We start from the raw sequence: 14,676 nt of genomic DNA, 5'->3' as shown, positions 1-14,676 counted from the left end.
TCCCGGAATCTCAGGAGGCCACCTCATGCGGCTCCCGTGGCAGCGGCGACTGTTCTTGCTGGACGAGCCACCGGCGCAGGGCCGTTACGGCTGGCCACCAGCCAACTCGAAGGCCGGCGTGCTGCTGGCCCAAGAGCGCAGCACGGCAGTGCTTGTCCTTCGTGGTGAGCGTGGCCTGGGCAAGAGCGTCGCCCTCCTTCAGGAGTACGAGGCTCTGAGCAAGGAGGGTGTGCCGGCTGCCTGGTTGGAGCTGAAACAGTGCACCACCATGGAATCGGCGCAGACGCGGCTTCGACAGGCACTGACGCCGCCCTCCACCGAAGCGGGGGAGTGGCACGTCCTGCTCGACGGCTTGGACGAGGGTCTCAACGACCTTCCCCAACTGGATCAGCTCATGGACGACGTCCTCGCAACTCTTCCCCAAGAGGCTCTCAAAGCCCTGCGGCTGCGGATCACATGCCGCAGCGCCCGCTGGCCCGCGCGCCTGGAGGATGCTCTGCGGCAACGCTGGACGGACCTCAAGATCATGGCGATGGCGCCCCTGAGCCGTGACGACGTCGCCCTCGCCGCGCAGGCATTCAAAGTCACGGACACCGAGGCATTCCTCCAAGCGGTCCGCCAGCAAGGACTTATGGCACTCGCCACGCACCCCGTCACTCTGCTGCAGCTCCTCGACAGCTACCAAACGAACGCCAGTCTGCCCAAAACTGCACAAGACGCTTATCTGCAAGCGTGCTTGAGGCTCTGTACCGAACACCGGCGCCCCACCGACCGCCGCCAGCTTCAGGCCGAGAGCTCTCCCGAACATCTGCTGGCCGTCGCGGCGCGCCTGGCGGCAGCCCTGCAATTCGGCCCCTACACAGCGGTGGCCGACACCCCCGCCGAAGGGGGCGCCTCCGCAGCCGACTTGCGGCTCTCACGCCTGGACGGCGGCGATGAACCCGGACACCTGGACAGTCAGGTCCCGTGCACGCTGTGGGAGCTGCGTCAGGTGACCGAGTCGGGGCTCCTGGCGCCGGTCGGTGAACTGCGGTGGGTGTTCGCCCACGACAGCTACCGCGAATTCCTCGCCGCGTACTTCCTGCGCACGCGTGCCATGCAGCCAGAACCGCAACGCCAGCTCCTGTGGATCGGTGACGGCGACGCCCGCCACGTCATCCCCGCTCATCAGGAAGTAGCCGCCTGGCGCGCCACCAGCGATCCCGTCCTTTTCGCCGACCTTCTGCGTGACGCCCCGCTCATCCTTCTGCTGGCCGACCTGCCCAGCATGCCTGCCGCCGAGCGCGCGCGTACCGTCGACGCCCTGTTCACCGCGCTGGAGCGGGACAGCACCCTCACCCTCGACCCCAGCCTGCTGCACCGCTTGGATCATCCAGACCTACCTGCACAACTCGAGGCACGCCTGACAACGGCCAGTGCCCCACATCTGATGTATGCGGCCCTCGAGATCGCCTGGGCATGTCCTCATCCCGAACTGAACGACGCTCTCATGGCAGTCGCCGAAAACCTCAGCTACGACGGTTCTATGCGGACTGCGGCCCTGACCGGTATCACCCTGCCCGCCCCCAGGCAGACGATCGCCCGATTGACCGCCTTGACCGACGACACCTCACGCGAGGTGGTCGCCGCGGCACTGGACCGCCTCTACCCAGAGCACCTGCCGTTGGCGGATCTCCTCGCCCGTTTCCGCGATAGTGATCAGGACTTCGGGGGAGTGGCCGATCGGCTGCGGCGCGAAATTCCAGAGCGTATCGATGGCACCACCGTCGTCGAAGCCGTCACCTGGGCACAGGACGCACTGAAGCCAGACTCCACCACCCCCGTCAGCTGCCCCCTGGCCGTCAGCCTGCTCGCACGCGCGGTCACCCTCAACGAAGACACCCCCACCGCAGATCTCGTTCCCCTGGTCAGCAGGGCCATCCTCCACCTCGTCGACCACGGCGAGGACCTCCTCTACACCGACCCGATGCAGGCCGCTCTGGAGGATCTCGCGGACGCCCTCGGAGCATGCCCCCACACCCGCCGCGAGGTCGCCCTCCACACGCTCCAGCACAGCGACGAAGAGCAGCTCTCCACCGCCCTCAGCGTGATCCCCCAAGACGCCATCCTCCCTGGCGCCGACGCGCTGTACTGGATGGAACACTGGGACCAACTCATCACCGCCAACGCGGACCTGGCTTCACACGCCGTCCGCTTCACCCCACCCACGAACGCAGACGCCAAAGCCCGAGGCGAGGCCGCCCGCCGTGCTCATCCCACACTCGCCGCCGCCACCGCCTTCCAGTGGGAGATCTACCCCCGTCAGCAACAAGAGCGGGCCGAACGCCGGGAAGCCGCAGCCCAAAAACGCCGCTTCGACGCAGCAGCACTGAACACCGCGATCGAGGAGGTCATCGCCACCAGCGACGCGGGCGATCCGCTCCCTGCGTGGAACGAGGTGCTTCAGCAGCTGCACCGCACCCCGGACGGCTCCCCCTCCCGCCACAACGCGAGCCTGCTCAGCTACGCCTCCCACGCGCCGTCCCGTCCGGCGGCCGACAGCGACCTCGGTGCGCGTCTGGCCCAGGCAGCAGCCCACCTCCTGAGGCAGCTGCTTCCACTCACCGCGACCGCTCTCCTCAACGCGGGCGGCGACCCGCGCCCAGCTGCCGAACTCACCGCCTTCGCCCTGATCCCCGATCCCATGGCCCTGGACGTCACCCCCGAGCACTGGGCCGGCTGGGCCCTCGCCCTCGCCGCCGCCCCCGCCTACGAATCCAGAGAGAACATCACCCGCGCCACCTGGCTGCCGCTGTGCGTCGAGCGAGCCCAAGACCACCTCCCGCCACGACTGACTGACACCCTGGACCACGCCTCGATCCACACCGTGCGCACCCTGGCCGGCGCCCTGGGGGGCCCGCCCACCTACGCACTCAGACCAACTCTGCACACCTGGGCCCTGCATACTGAACGCAGTCCCGAGCAGTGGCACGCCGTTGTCGACGAACTCGCTGCAGCACACGACCCCCAGGCCCTCACTCAACTCGCCCAAGCCCTGGACGCCGACCCGCGAACGCGGCAACCGGACGATCCGGCACGGCAGCGATGGCTGCTCGCAGCCCAGTCCATGCCCCACCACCACAGCCTGGCCACCTCCTGGCCCGCACTACGGCGCGCCCTCAGCGACGCTTCCGTCCTGCAGCAATACCGCAGCCAGCTCACCCGACACGACCCCGACACCTGGTCCTTTCACCGCCTCGACGACGACACGCTGGCCGAGCTCTACACCCTCTTGCTCGACGAGGACAGCCTCGCCCGCCTGCAACGCCACCCCCAGCTCGGCATCCAGCCCGACGACCGCCTCGTCGACCTGCTGCAGCACGTGCCACGCCTACTCGCCTCAAGGGCGACCTCTTCCGCAGCAGCCGCTTTGCGCCGCCTTGCCCAGACACACCCGGGCGTTTCGCAACTACGCGTATACGGCCGTGCCACGGCCAGGGCAGCAGCCGACCGAGATGCGCTGCCCCTCGAACCCGAACAGCTCATCCGCCTCGCGACCGACACTCAAACGCGTCTGGTACGAGATGCCCGCCAACTCCTCGACCTGGTCCGCGAATCACTCTCCGCCATGCAGGAGGATCTGCAGGGATACAACGGCACTGCCGTCAACCTCTGGAACCGCGACCGCAGCCGATTCGAGGCCAACACTCGGTGCTGGCCCTGCTGGGAGGACGACCTCAGCGACGCAGTCGCCTCCTTCCTCCGCCGCGACATCGGAGGACACCGCGTCGTCGTCAACCGGGAAGTGCAGGTACGACGCACCGGCCTGCCCGGACTGAGAACCGATCTCCAGATCGAGGCCCCCTCTGCGCCCGGCACCGGCCAGCACACCATCCGAGTAGTGATCGAAGCGAAAGGATGCTGGAACCACGAACTGCCCACCGCCACGCGTACCCAACTGCGCGCCTACCTCAGCGAACCACACACCGCAGGTCTGCTGCTGGTCGGCTACTTCGACTCCACACGCTGGAACGCCCATAGGCGCGGTTGCCCCAGCACCGGCCACGAAATCGACGATGTCCGCAGCCAGCAGGTCGAGCAAGCGCGCCTCCTCGTACAGGACGAACAGCTACTCGTCGCCGCACACGTGCTGGACTGCCGGCTGCCGAGCGAGGACAGCGCCTGGCGCAAAGCACCGAACCCATCCCACGAAAGTCCGAACTCACCGTGACGAACAGTCAACTCGGTCGTGAGGACCCGCGGGATCGGCACAATGCCTGCCTTGGCGACACCTCGTAGAGCCACGCTGCAGCCTTGCCAGGCCGGCGGCCGTCGGGCACGGCGGGGCCTCGAAGCAGCCTCGCTCTCAAGAGGCCGCAAAAGGGGCGTCGTCATCCTTGAGCCGCTTCAGATGCTTTTCATGCCCCCGCTTGCGTCAACAAGGGGGCAGCCACGAACGGTGATGCCCGGCCACTTCCTGTCGCAATGTCCGGCAGAAACCTCCTCTTGAATCCGCAGACGGGGCAAGGTCGGTGCGGGCAGACAAGACCTTCTCTGTCTCTTCGCGGTGCAGCACGACGCGGACGCGTCGTGCCTGGCAGCGGGGCATCGGCCGAACAGGGCCAGTTCACGTCACTGGGTTGCCCATCGCCTGCGCGCTGACGGTCGCTGTGACCTTGGCCCCGGGGAAGCGTGCTTCCAGCTCCTGTACCAGGGCCTGTACCCGGCGGGGGGTCTGAGCAGGGTTGACAGCCCGCAGGAGCGGAAGAGAGGGCAGGTCTTCACCGTGGGACCATCGCCCCTCGATGATCAAATCCAGCCCGATCAGCCGCCGCCCGCGCTCCTGAGCCTCGTGCGCTTCCACCGTCGGCGGCGGCGTTCGGGTCACCCGCAAGGCCAGGGTGCGCCCGGCGTATGGGCCCTGCCTCACTGGCTCCGGCAGCGCCGGCTGGGCGCGGCGGGGCTCGAGCGGGTGCCCCCGGCCGATCGGCCACAACCGCGGCGCGTGCATCTCGGGGTCATAGGCCGGCAGGTAGGGTCTGTCCGTCTCCGGGTTGATCGTTTTGCGGGCCTGTTCGATCCACCGTTCCAATGTTCGGGAGTACTGCGCGCGCTCACCGGGCGCCTCGGACACACGAAGCCCGTAGACCTCGGAGATGGCCCGCCGGGGAGACAGCCCGAAGTTGAGCGCGCACTCGTACAGTGCCGCGATGGTCTGGGCACGCAACCGCACCCCGTCCTTCTTCTTCCCGTGGGGCGAGGGAAGACCGAGGGAGACAAGCCAGATCCCGCTGCGGGGTGCCTCACGTGCTGCCTCCGCCGCTTTCTTGATCCGCTCTACCAACTCAGGGTCATCACATGGCCGCCGGGAATTGCGCCGCGTGCGCTGCGGCGGGACGTCCCGGACCCGGGTGGCGCTCCACGTCCGCCAGTCGATATCAACCTCGATCACCCACCCCGGCCACCCGTACAAGTCTCCCAGGACCAGGCCTCGCTCGGTCAGATCTCCCCACACCACATGACCACTATCGCAAGCCCGGGTGACCGACAGCCCGCAGCACGCGGTGGGAACACCCCCGATTCTGTCGGCCAGGATCCGGCGGTGATCACTACAAACCTGTGAGGGCAGGGCTTTTGGCACTCCCGACCAGGAGCCCATCGAACGAAGCCTCTATCGCCCGCCCGCCCGCCCGCCCGGGCGGGGCGATCAGGTCCGAGCCGAAAGGGCACAGGGATGGTTATGTGGCACGGCGACCTGGACCTCATTGTCTTGCTCCTGATCGGTCTGCTGACCGCCTACGCGGCCCACAAGTGGAAAGAACTGGCGACACCCATCACCGTGGGGGCCGTCGTCGTGACACTGCTCCTGCTCCTGCTCCAGGGGCAGGAACCAGGAGGCGCCGGGCAGCAGGTACCGTCGCCACCCTGCTCGTACCAGGCCGGGCGTCAGGAGACGGATCTTCCTGCATGTTGAGGCGAGCCGTGAGGCAGCGGCGGCCAGGCGTTCTGTTCAGCGGCGCGGCCCGCACCCGCTCGGAGAGCCACGGCGCCCGAAGCAAACGAGCCCAGCCGAGGCAGCAATTGAGGGCCCTGCATCCGACGGCAGCCGTAGGCGCACGAAGCCTCAACAGCCACGGACAGCCAGGTCAAGCGCGCCGCCGCCACCCCCAGCCCTCGAACGCGCGCCTGACCCAGCGGCCGGGACCACCGCCGGCCTTTCTCGGTGAAGCGCCGAGGTGATCTTGCCCGCTCCTGTCCGGGCAACCGCGTGCCCTTGCAGCACGCGCCGGGACGCTTGGCACAGGCGGCCGCGGCAACCGGCCAGGTGCTTCAGCCGCGCGGCCGCAGTGGCCACCAGGACGAGCGGCCCCACCGACATCACAGGGCCAGCAGCCGATCACGAAAGGAGACGGAGGCAGCTCACAGCGCCAGCCCGGGGCCCCTACGGCCACCCAAGCGCGATCTCGCCGACCTGCCCGCTTTGGCCGCGCGCCGGCGCCTCCCTTTCGCGGGCCGCACCGAAGGAAGGCGCACCCGGCTGCGCCTTAACCGCTCCGTCGCCGCCCGTGTCAGATGCCGCGACGCAGGGACGGTGGGGGACACCCCTGCACAGGCACGCCCCAGCCGGGCACACGGGCAACCGGCTGCCTTGCGGAGCCGCTCGGCAAAGACGGGCCCGCGCGCTGGGCACGCCTGCTTCGCCCCAGAACGCACCAGCGGCCATGGCAAAACCCATACGCCCAGAAGGGGACAGCTGGGGCGTTGAGTCTGCCGTAGTTCCAGGCTTGTCAGTCCCAGGTGATACACATGCCATTGGCCAGCGTGAATCAGGCCGGTAGAATTGATTCTGAAGGAGGTGCTACGTGGATCTCGTGCTTGTGGGGGAGCGGATCCGCTGCGAACGTGAGCGTGCTGGGCTCAATCAGCGCCAGCTCGCCTCTCGCGCTCAGCTCTCCCAATCGACCTTGACCCGTATCGAAAACGGCGCTCGCGCCACTGTGACGCTCGCCGAGCTGGATCGGCTCGCCGTTGCGCTGGACATTCCAGTGCGGCTGCTGACCAGCGGGAATCCGGTGCGCGGCAGGGTACGGATCGCGGCCCGTATCAATGAGGTGGTGGCCGCAGAGCGGGAGGAAGCTCTGCGGCGCACCCTGGAGGTGCTGGAACTGGACGCCCGGCTGGACAAGCTGGGCCCCGTTGCGGTGCGGCACCGGAAGACCGATGGCTCCTTGTCCGTGCCGGATGAAGACTTGCCCCGCGAGGAGCAGGGCCGGGTGCTGGCCCAACGGGTGCGGGAACTGCTCCACCTTGGCTGCGCTCCCATCGCCGACGTCGATGAGCTGATCGAACAGCTCACCGGCGTGGACACGGCAGTCCTGAGGCTCCCGAAAACCACAGAGGGATTCACCGCCACGGATCCGGAGCGTGACATTACACTCATCGCCGTCCGGGCCTGCGATGTCCCAGAACGGCAGCGTTTCAGCTTTGCGCACGAACTCGGTCATCTGCTGTGGAACGACGGCACCGAAGCGCATCAACTCGATGGCAAAAGAACCCCGGGCGAGAAACGCTGCGACGCTTTTGCCCGCAATCTGCTGGCTCCTGAAGAAGGCATTACGGCGTGGCTTTCCGCGGAAGGACTGCCAGAAAAAGGCGTGATGGATGAGCGCACAGCCGCTCTCCTCGCACGCCATTTCCGAGTCAGTTTCATGGTGATCCTCATCCAGCTCGAATCAATGTCACTCATCACGAAGGAGCAGAAAAACAGACTGCAAGGGCCCACCGGTGCCCAATTGGCACAGCAATACGGCTGGGGCCCCGCATATCAGCAGGAGCAGGAATCCGCCAAGGCGGTTCGGGCTCCGCGGCGCATCCTCGAAAGAGCCGTCGAAGCGTACCGGCAGAACCACATCGGAGTCCGTGCCCTGGCCATGCTGGAGGACAGCAAGCCGGAAGAAGTGGAAGCCCGGCTGAAAGATGCGGGTATAGTCCCCAATCCTCCGGCCCCCCGCCGAGCCGATCTCTCGCGGCTGGTAGCCCGCGGGCTGGCGAAGGACTAGGGCGTGTATCGAATGTGCTGGTCACAGCCATTCATTGATGGCCGCTACGAGGACGGTCGCCTCGTAGCGGACCGCGAGCTTGTCGTACCTCGTGGCCACGGCCCGGTGCCTTTTGAGGCGGTTGATGCCGCACTCGACCGCGTGCCGAGCCTTGTAGTCCTGCGGGTCGAACTTCGGCGGTCGGCCGCCGCGCGAGCCGCGTTTCTTGCGGTTGCGGGCCTGGTCGGCCTTGTCCGGGATGGTGCAGCGGATCCTGCGCTGCCGCAGGTAAGCGCGGTTCTTCCGGGAGGCGTACGCCTTGTCGGCGCGCACACGATCGGGCCGGGTGCGCGGCCTGCCTGGGCCAAGACGCGGGACGCGGATCTTGTTCAGGACAGGCTCGAACTGCGGGGAGTCGCCCCGCTGGCCGGCCGTGATCACGATGGACATGGGCTTCTGGCCTTGTTCGACGGCCAGGTGCAGCTTGGTGGTCAGGCCACCGCGCGAGCGGCCGAGGCCGTGGTCGTCGGGCTCGACGCCGACGCCGCCGGGCGGCTCCTTCTGCAGCTCCCCTTTTTCCTTGCCCCGGCGGCGTGCTGGTGGGCCCGACACACCGTGGAGTCGACGTTGATGTCCCAGGTGATCAGCTCTTTCGCGTCGGCCCGGGCCTGGAGCGCGGTGAAGATCCGATGCCAGGTGCCGTCCCGCTGCCACCGCCGGAACAAGTCGTACGCCCGGCCCCACGGCCCGTACTCGGCGGGCAGGTCCCGCCACGGAACGCCAGTACGGACCCGGAACCGTATGCCGTCGATCAGCTGCCGCCTGGCCCACGTCGGCGGCCGTCCGGGCTTCTTGCCCTTCGGCAACAGCGGTTCCAGCACCGCCCATTGCGCGTCCGTCAGATCTCCACGTGCCACGAAGCAAGATCATCTCACGTTCAAGATCCACTTTCGACACACACCCTAGTAGAGTGGTCCTGACGGGGGCTTCGAAGGGGTGGGGGATTGCCCGAGCAGCAGGTGGAAGAAGCTGGCGAAGAGGCTTCGCCGGAGCAGCGTGAACCGGTCTGCATCCTGGATGCGGTCATCTGCGTGCACTTTGTCGGCGCCAATCTCCACGCCCTGCTCGTAGAGGTTCTCCGCAAGGCCGACCTGGTACTTCTCGTACCGCAGGAGGTCTGCGACGAGGTTGTCGGCAAGGACCGGAAATACCCCGGGATCAGGCTCCGGTGGACCCGCCTGGCCGCCAGCCGGCACGTGCGGGTCCTTCCCGCACTCCAGGCCGAGTCCGCCCCACCCCGTGTGGTCGAGGTCTTCGAAGACGTACGCGGGCGTCAGTTCGAAGACGCCCTGCGCGAGCGCAGGGATCTGGGGGAAGCCGTCGTCGTGGCGCACGGTGTGCACTACCAGGACCTCGGTCACGAGGTCCTGGTAGCCATCGATGACGGCGCCGGCCAGGCCATCGCGGCAGGCCGCGACCTCCAGGTGATCACGATGGAAGACGTCCTCGAGATGGCCGTCGAGTTCAGTATGTTCCCCACCGAGGGTCAGCTCAAAAAGGCCTACGAAAAGCTCCAGGGGTTCGGCGAAGGACTTCCCCCCTATGCGACAACCGGTCTTTCGTCCCGGTTCAGGAAATGGCGTTCCCGTAAGGAAAATGAATAGGATCCGCCTCGGGACAGTCGGGCCGCCGTGAAGCTGGCACGCCAAAAACATCCTCTCTTCCCATCAATGTGTACACCGGCTGATAAGAGGATCTGAAGATAGTGCGGCGTGTAGGGTGGCCCATGCGCCCTCTCGAAGTACTCCGAAAATCGCACGCATCCGTGGAATCACGCGATGCCCGTCGCAGGTGCCCGTATCCTTTCGCTGTGACTGTGGCACTGGTAGGGCGATGACATACTGGCCGGACAGATGCACCGATGTAAAAAAGAGAACCAACCCCAGAGGGATAGGGGAGTGCACACAGTCTGTATGTGTACGAGGGCGTCCTGACCGTGGTCCTGCTCCGGTGCGCTGTGTGAGGAGAATCGTCAGCGGGCTGGGACGCAGGCAGTAAGGCGAAGCTGCTCCATGCTCGTCTCTCAAAGTGAACGCCGTCCGTCCGAGTAGTTCGTTCCACCGGCGAATGGACAGTCGTCTGCACTTGCATCCGCCGAAACCGGGAGCACCCTATTAACGGGGCCGAGCAGCACCAGATTGCGGCTGGCGGACGGGCCCTCTTCCTGCAATCCCAACCCGGCTGAAGCAACTCCCGACGCGGCCGGCTCGCTCTTTCGGTCCGGCCACTGCGTGTGGGGCAGGATTTCAAGACCCGCACGCAAACAGGGATCGTCTGCCAGCTTTGGATGCTGTGGCCGTCTGCGCCCGGGCGCCCCAATGCACGGCTGCGCCCCTTGCGGGCGCCGCGCCCAGTGCTCCTGGCGCCCTGGACAGCACCGGCAAGGCGCTGTGACCTGCGGCGTTGACCGCGGGCGGGGCGTCGAGGGCTTTCGCCTATTGCTCCTCAATCTCGCCGCCTGGCGCCGTGTCGCTCACGGTAACCCCAGCAGCCGCCCGCGCTGGTTCATTTGCGACCTGTCTGGCACAGCCCGGCACCGCGACGCCCAGGTACGGCACGCACTCACGCGGCTGCTGAACTGGGCCGAGACCTGCGCCGTCAGAGCCATCGCGGCGGAAGATGCAGACTTCCAGGCGAGAACCACAGAGGAGTACGGGCGTAAGCGCCGATGCCGGCAACTCGTCCGCGCCCGCCTCGCCCACTGCACGGCTGAAGCTTTCCTGAGGCGGCGGGAAGCACGCGCCCCGCGTGCCGATCAGCCGTTATCCAGCGGTCTGGCGGTTCTGCCGGCACAGCTCGGTGGCCCAGGCCGCGGACCGTTCGTTGATGAGATCACTCTCGTAGTCGAGGGTGGCGACGTGGTATGAGTTCGGCAGTTCCACCAGCGTCGCCTCTCCGCTGCTCCGGGCCACGAGCAGCTGGGAGGAGGCTGGGTCGACGACGTGGTCTTGGGGGCTGACGAAGACCAGGGCCGGCGAGGTGATCTGCGGCAGTGCCTGGACCAGGCCCGCCAGCGCCTCGTTGAGGGACCTCAGCGGCGCGATCGGGACGGCGTCGTAGGCCGACTCCACCACACCGGGCAGGGCGATGTCGGACCCGACCTCAGGCAGGTACTCGCCGTCCGCGGCCTCCCCGGCGGCCGTCAGCGCGGCCCACAGCGGCGCGGTGGGGTCGATGAGGGGGTTGACCACGATGATCCCCAGGATCTCCGGGTGCCGGGAGGCGAGCCAGGCGGTCAGGGCACCGCCCATCGACAGGCCCGCGACCACGACACGGTCGCAGCGCGAGGCGAGGTCCACATACGCCTTGTCGATGACCTCGGACCAGTCCTGCCAGCTGGTGGCGTTCATGTCACTGACGTGCGTCCCGTGACCGGGCAGCAGTGGCAGCTCCACGGCGAAGCCCGCTGCGGCGAACGCCTTGGCCAGGGGCTTCATGGACTGGGGTGAACCCGTGGACCACGAGGGCGCCGTCGGATCCTCCCGGGGCCGAGAATGGGTCTGCGTCAGGCAGCATCGTTGCTACTTCCTCTCATCCGGACGCGAAGGCTGTCCGCCGTCGTGTACTTGCTCATCGATGTCGGACGCGCCCAGGTAGGCGTCGGCGACGCTGACCCCGGCACGGGGCCGTGACCGTGGACCGTGCCGCGGCTGAGGATCCAGGCCTGGTCGCAGAGGGTCTCCACGAGCTTCACGTGCGACTTCTCGTTTCGGTGTCACCGATTCCCTCATCTCGATGTCACTCGCCTGTGCAGGTCAGAGCCGAGACGAAGAGACATCGAGCGAGAAGTCGTGATGACATCGCATGAGAATTCCCAGCGCACCGAAATAAGAAGGCCATAGGGGTAGCTCCCTGACCTGGGGAGACGAGTGGGAGTCCGGGTTAGCCACCTTGTTGGTGAAAGTTCCACACGTGTGGGGGGACGTGGGGGAGGCAGAACGACCAGGGAGGGTGTTGCCGCGGACGGACCCCCATATGGTGGGGAAGAGGGCGCTTGGACGTGGACGTCGTTTCATTTGGTGAGGCGACGGTGACAGATGAGGGCTGCGGCTATGCCGACGAAGGCGAGGAAGTGTTCGGCCTTGCGCTCGTAGCGTCGGTGGAGACGACGGCAGCCGGCGAGCCAGGACACGGTTCTCTCGACGACCCAGCGGTGTCGGCCGAGCCGCTTTGAGGACTCGATGCCCTTGCGTGCGATGCGGTGGCGGATGCCGCGTTTGCGGAGCCATCGGCGCAGGTGGTCGTAGTCGTAGCCCTTGTCCGCATGCAGCTTCGCCGGCCTTCGTCGCCGTGGGCCGCGGCGGGACCGGATGGGTGGGATCCCGCGCACGAGCGGTTCAAGGCCGAGGCTGTCGTGCATGTTGGCGCCCGAGATCCCCAGAGAGATCGGCAGTCCGTTCCGGTCGGTGATCAGGTGGATTTTCGATCCCGGCTTGCCGCGGTCGGTCGGATTCGGTCCGGTCAACGGCCCCCTTTTGCGGCCCGCAGGCTGACCGAGTCGATGGCGCACCGCGACCAGTCCAACTCACCCCGTGCGCCGAGCTCGTCGAGGATGACGCGGTGGAGCCGAGCCCAGACACGGTCCCGACTCCACTGGGCGAAGCGCCGGTAGACGGTGGGCCAGGCCGGCCCGAACACCGGCGGAAGCTGCCGCCACGTGCAGCCCGAGGTGGCCACGAAGATGATCGCTGCCAGACATTCACGGTCACTCGCCCGCCGTCTCCCGCCGCCTTGCGGGCGTATGACCTCCGTCGACGGGACCACCCGCCGGAACAGCGTCCACAACTCGTCCGGCACCAACCGCTCCACCAGATCAGTCATGCACGGCTCAACGAGTGATCACGCCATTAGAAACGGTGTCGTGGCAGCCGCCCCAGACCGGGGATAGACCCCCACGTGCGTGGGGGAACGGCCCGTTCGTGAGGCCGGGGATCTAGGGCGGAGACAGACCTCCTCGGGCGTAAGGAAAACGGAACCCTCGGCTACATGGCCGACCGGCACAAGGGCAGACCCCACTGGCGTGGGGAAGACCTGCTTGTGTGCCAGGACTTGGGCCTGCATGCGGATAGACCCCCACGGACGTGGGGAATACCGGCCGCCATCCCGAAGATGCTCGTCAGCGAGGAGAGACCCCCACATGCGTGGGGAGGACCATGCCCTGCCAGACGCCGGCATGCGCATGGATGACAGACCCCCATGTGCGTGGGGAGGACTGTCACGGCCGGGACGCGAAGAGCATGGCGGAGGACAGACCCCCATGTGCGTGGGGAGGACGCCGCGACTTGGATCCGAGCGATCCGCAGACGGGACAGACCCCCATGTGCGTGGGGAGGACCCTCAACGAGCTGCGCGTTTGAAGATCGGCAGGTCGTACTTTACTGACTTTACCGAGCTGACCATGCTGGGGGAACGACGGGTTATAGGCCAGGGAGTTTGCGGACCTTCCTTGAGCGGCTGGCCCCCCAGCTCCTGAGGCGGGTTCGCAAAGGACGGGGCAAGACTCCGGGCGGGGGGGCGTGTTCGCCAGACAGCGCCCGACGTGTCCAGCTCCGCCCTTCGCTTCCTCATGCAGCAGCTGCGGCGCCACCGCCGCGCGATCGGCTCCCGGTGGCGGCGCCTGAGCGCCGGCCGCCAGGCCCTGCTCACCCTCGCCCACCTGCGGATGGGCCACACCTATGCCCAGCTCGGAGCCGGGTTCGGCATCGGCACCACGACGGCCTACCGCTACGTCACCGAAGCGGTCGAGCTCCTGGCCGCTCTCGCCCCCGGCCTGACCGACGCGGTGCGTACCGCTTCGGCGAAGGCGTACCTGATCCTGGACGGCACGCTCCTGCCCATCGACCGCATCGCCGCGGACCGGCCGTTCTACTACGGCAAACACAAGAAGCACGGGATGAACGTGCAGGTGATCGCCGACCCCTTCGGTCGGCTGCTGTGGGCCTCACCGGCCCTGCCCGGCGCCGTCCACGACATCCGCGCGGCTCGCGAACACGGCATCGTCGACGCCCTCGCCGAGGCAGACATCCCGTGCTGGGCCGACAAGGGATACCGAGGCGCCGGCGGCACCGTCCGCACCCCGTGCTGGGGACGATGGGACACCCTCTCCGCAGGCCAGCAGGCGGTCAACCGGTCCCACGCAAAGATCCGGGTCCTCGTCGAGCAAGCCGTCGCCGCCCTCAAGTCCTGGCGCCTCCTCCGCAAACTGCGGTGCTCAACCACCCGGATCACCAGCCTCATCCAAGCCGTCCTCACCCTTCTGACCAGCTCAGAGTGAGGTTGGAAAAGGCTCACTGCCAGCTCGAAAGACGCCCAGGCCTGTGGGGAAGCCTGCTGCACTCCGCATGTCCCGGTGCTACTCGCCGACTGACCCCACGCTTGTGGGAGGCGACGTACGTCAGGAGCACCCGGCAGAGCGGTTGCTCGCCCCCCGAGCGTGGCGAGAGCCCCACGCGCGTGGGGAGTGCTCGGTCGGCTGCCGCTGGTAACCGATCACGCCTGACAGACCCTCACACATGTGAGCGAGGAGAGGATGCGTCCGGTGTCCCGGATGAGCAACCCTCACACGTGTGGGGAGCAGCCCGAGACGATCGTTGCCGAC

At 67.3% G+C, this 14,676-nt stretch carries 9 protein-coding genes; 5 read left to right on the top strand and 4 right to left on the bottom strand.

From position 1 onward, the window contains the following. Positions 1-25 precede the first annotated feature (25 nt). Entirely contained in the window at positions 26-4,210 is a 4,185-nt protein-coding gene (locus GSY65_RS00240) for a hypothetical protein (RefSeq protein WP_159765122.1), read from the top strand. A 396-nt stretch (positions 4,211-4,606) separates the two neighbouring features. Here GSY65_RS00240 and GSY65_RS00235 read toward each other — a convergent pair whose 3' ends face one another. Continuing rightward, positions 4,607-5,431 carry a hypothetical protein gene (locus GSY65_RS00235; protein ID WP_159765120.1) on the bottom strand — a complete coding sequence of 275 codons (825 nt, stop codon included), beginning with the start codon at positions 5,429-5,431 and terminating at the stop codon, positions 4,607-4,609. Between the two features lie 282 nt (positions 5,432-5,713). Here GSY65_RS00235 and GSY65_RS00230 point away from each other — a divergent pair, with 282 nt between their 5' ends. Both GSY65_RS00230 and GSY65_RS00225 read left to right on the top strand, forming a co-directional pair. Beyond that, positions 5,714-5,953 carry a hypothetical protein gene (locus tag GSY65_RS00230; protein ID WP_159765118.1) on the top strand — a complete coding sequence of 80 codons (240 nt, stop codon included), beginning with the start codon at positions 5,714-5,716 and terminating at the stop codon, positions 5,951-5,953. A gap of 889 nt (positions 5,954-6,842) precedes the next feature. Beyond that, on the top strand, positions 6,843-8,039 hold the full coding sequence (locus GSY65_RS00225) for a helix-turn-helix domain-containing protein (RefSeq protein ID WP_159765116.1): 1,197 nt from the start codon (positions 6,843-6,845) through the stop codon (positions 8,037-8,039). A 21-nt stretch (positions 8,040-8,060) separates the two neighbouring features. Here GSY65_RS00225 and GSY65_RS00220 read toward each other — a convergent pair. Further along, positions 8,061-8,935, bottom strand: a protein-coding gene (locus GSY65_RS00220) for an IS5 family transposase (protein WP_443043178.1) whose coding sequence is annotated in 2 segments (ribosomal slippage) — positions 8,061-8,543 and positions 8,546-8,935 — 873 coding nt in all. Because the reading frame shifts where the segments join, the coding sequence is not laid out codon by codon here. Positions 8,936-9,022: 87 nt separating this feature from the next. On the opposite strand from GSY65_RS00220, the gene GSY65_RS00215 reads away from it, so the two are divergent. After that, complete coding sequence (locus GSY65_RS00215; protein ID WP_159765114.1) at positions 9,023-9,682, top strand: hypothetical protein; 660 nt, start codon at positions 9,023-9,025, stop codon at positions 9,680-9,682. Between the two features lie 1,158 nt (positions 9,683-10,840). Here the strand turns inward: GSY65_RS00215 and GSY65_RS00210 are convergent. Together GSY65_RS00210 and GSY65_RS00205 are read right to left on the bottom strand one after the other, a co-directional pair. Beyond that, on the bottom strand, positions 10,841-11,587 hold the full coding sequence (locus GSY65_RS00210) for an alpha/beta hydrolase (protein WP_381203368.1): 747 nt from the start codon (positions 11,585-11,587) through the stop codon (positions 10,841-10,843). Between the two features lie 503 nt (positions 11,588-12,090). After that, positions 12,091-12,899 (bottom strand): IS5 family transposase gene (locus GSY65_RS00205; protein ID WP_443043179.1). Its coding sequence is split into 2 segments (ribosomal slippage): positions 12,091-12,542 and positions 12,542-12,899, totalling 810 coding nucleotides; the frame shifts between segments, so codons are not numbered across the junction. Positions 12,900-13,644: 745 nt separating this feature from the next. On the opposite strand from GSY65_RS00205, the gene GSY65_RS00200 reads away from it, so the two are divergent. Then, positions 13,645-14,352, top strand: a complete 708-nt coding sequence (locus GSY65_RS00200; RefSeq protein ID WP_159775460.1) for a transposase family protein — start codon at positions 13,645-13,647, stop codon at positions 14,350-14,352. The last annotated feature ends 324 nt before the right edge of the window (positions 14,353-14,676 follow it).

This window comes from Streptomyces sp. HM190, assembly GCF_009857135.1.
Taxonomy (GTDB): domain Bacteria; phylum Actinomycetota; class Actinomycetes; order Streptomycetales; family Streptomycetaceae; genus Streptomyces; species Streptomyces heilongjiangensis.
Note: the sequence above shows the minus strand (reverse complement) of the source record. Positions and strands in the feature narration are given on the sequence as shown.

Coding starts and splice junctions, on each gene's coding strand:
- GSY65_RS00240 (WP_159765122.1), top strand. CDS start 26: ATGCGGCTCCCGTGGCAGCGGCGACTGTTCTTGCTGGACGAGCCACCG.
- GSY65_RS00230 (WP_159765118.1), top strand. CDS start 5,714: ATGGTTATGTGGCACGGCGACCTGGACCTCATTGTCTTGCTCCTGATC.
- GSY65_RS00200 (WP_159775460.1), top strand. CDS start 13,645: ATGCAGCAGCTGCGGCGCCACCGCCGCGCGATCGGCTCCCGGTGGCGG.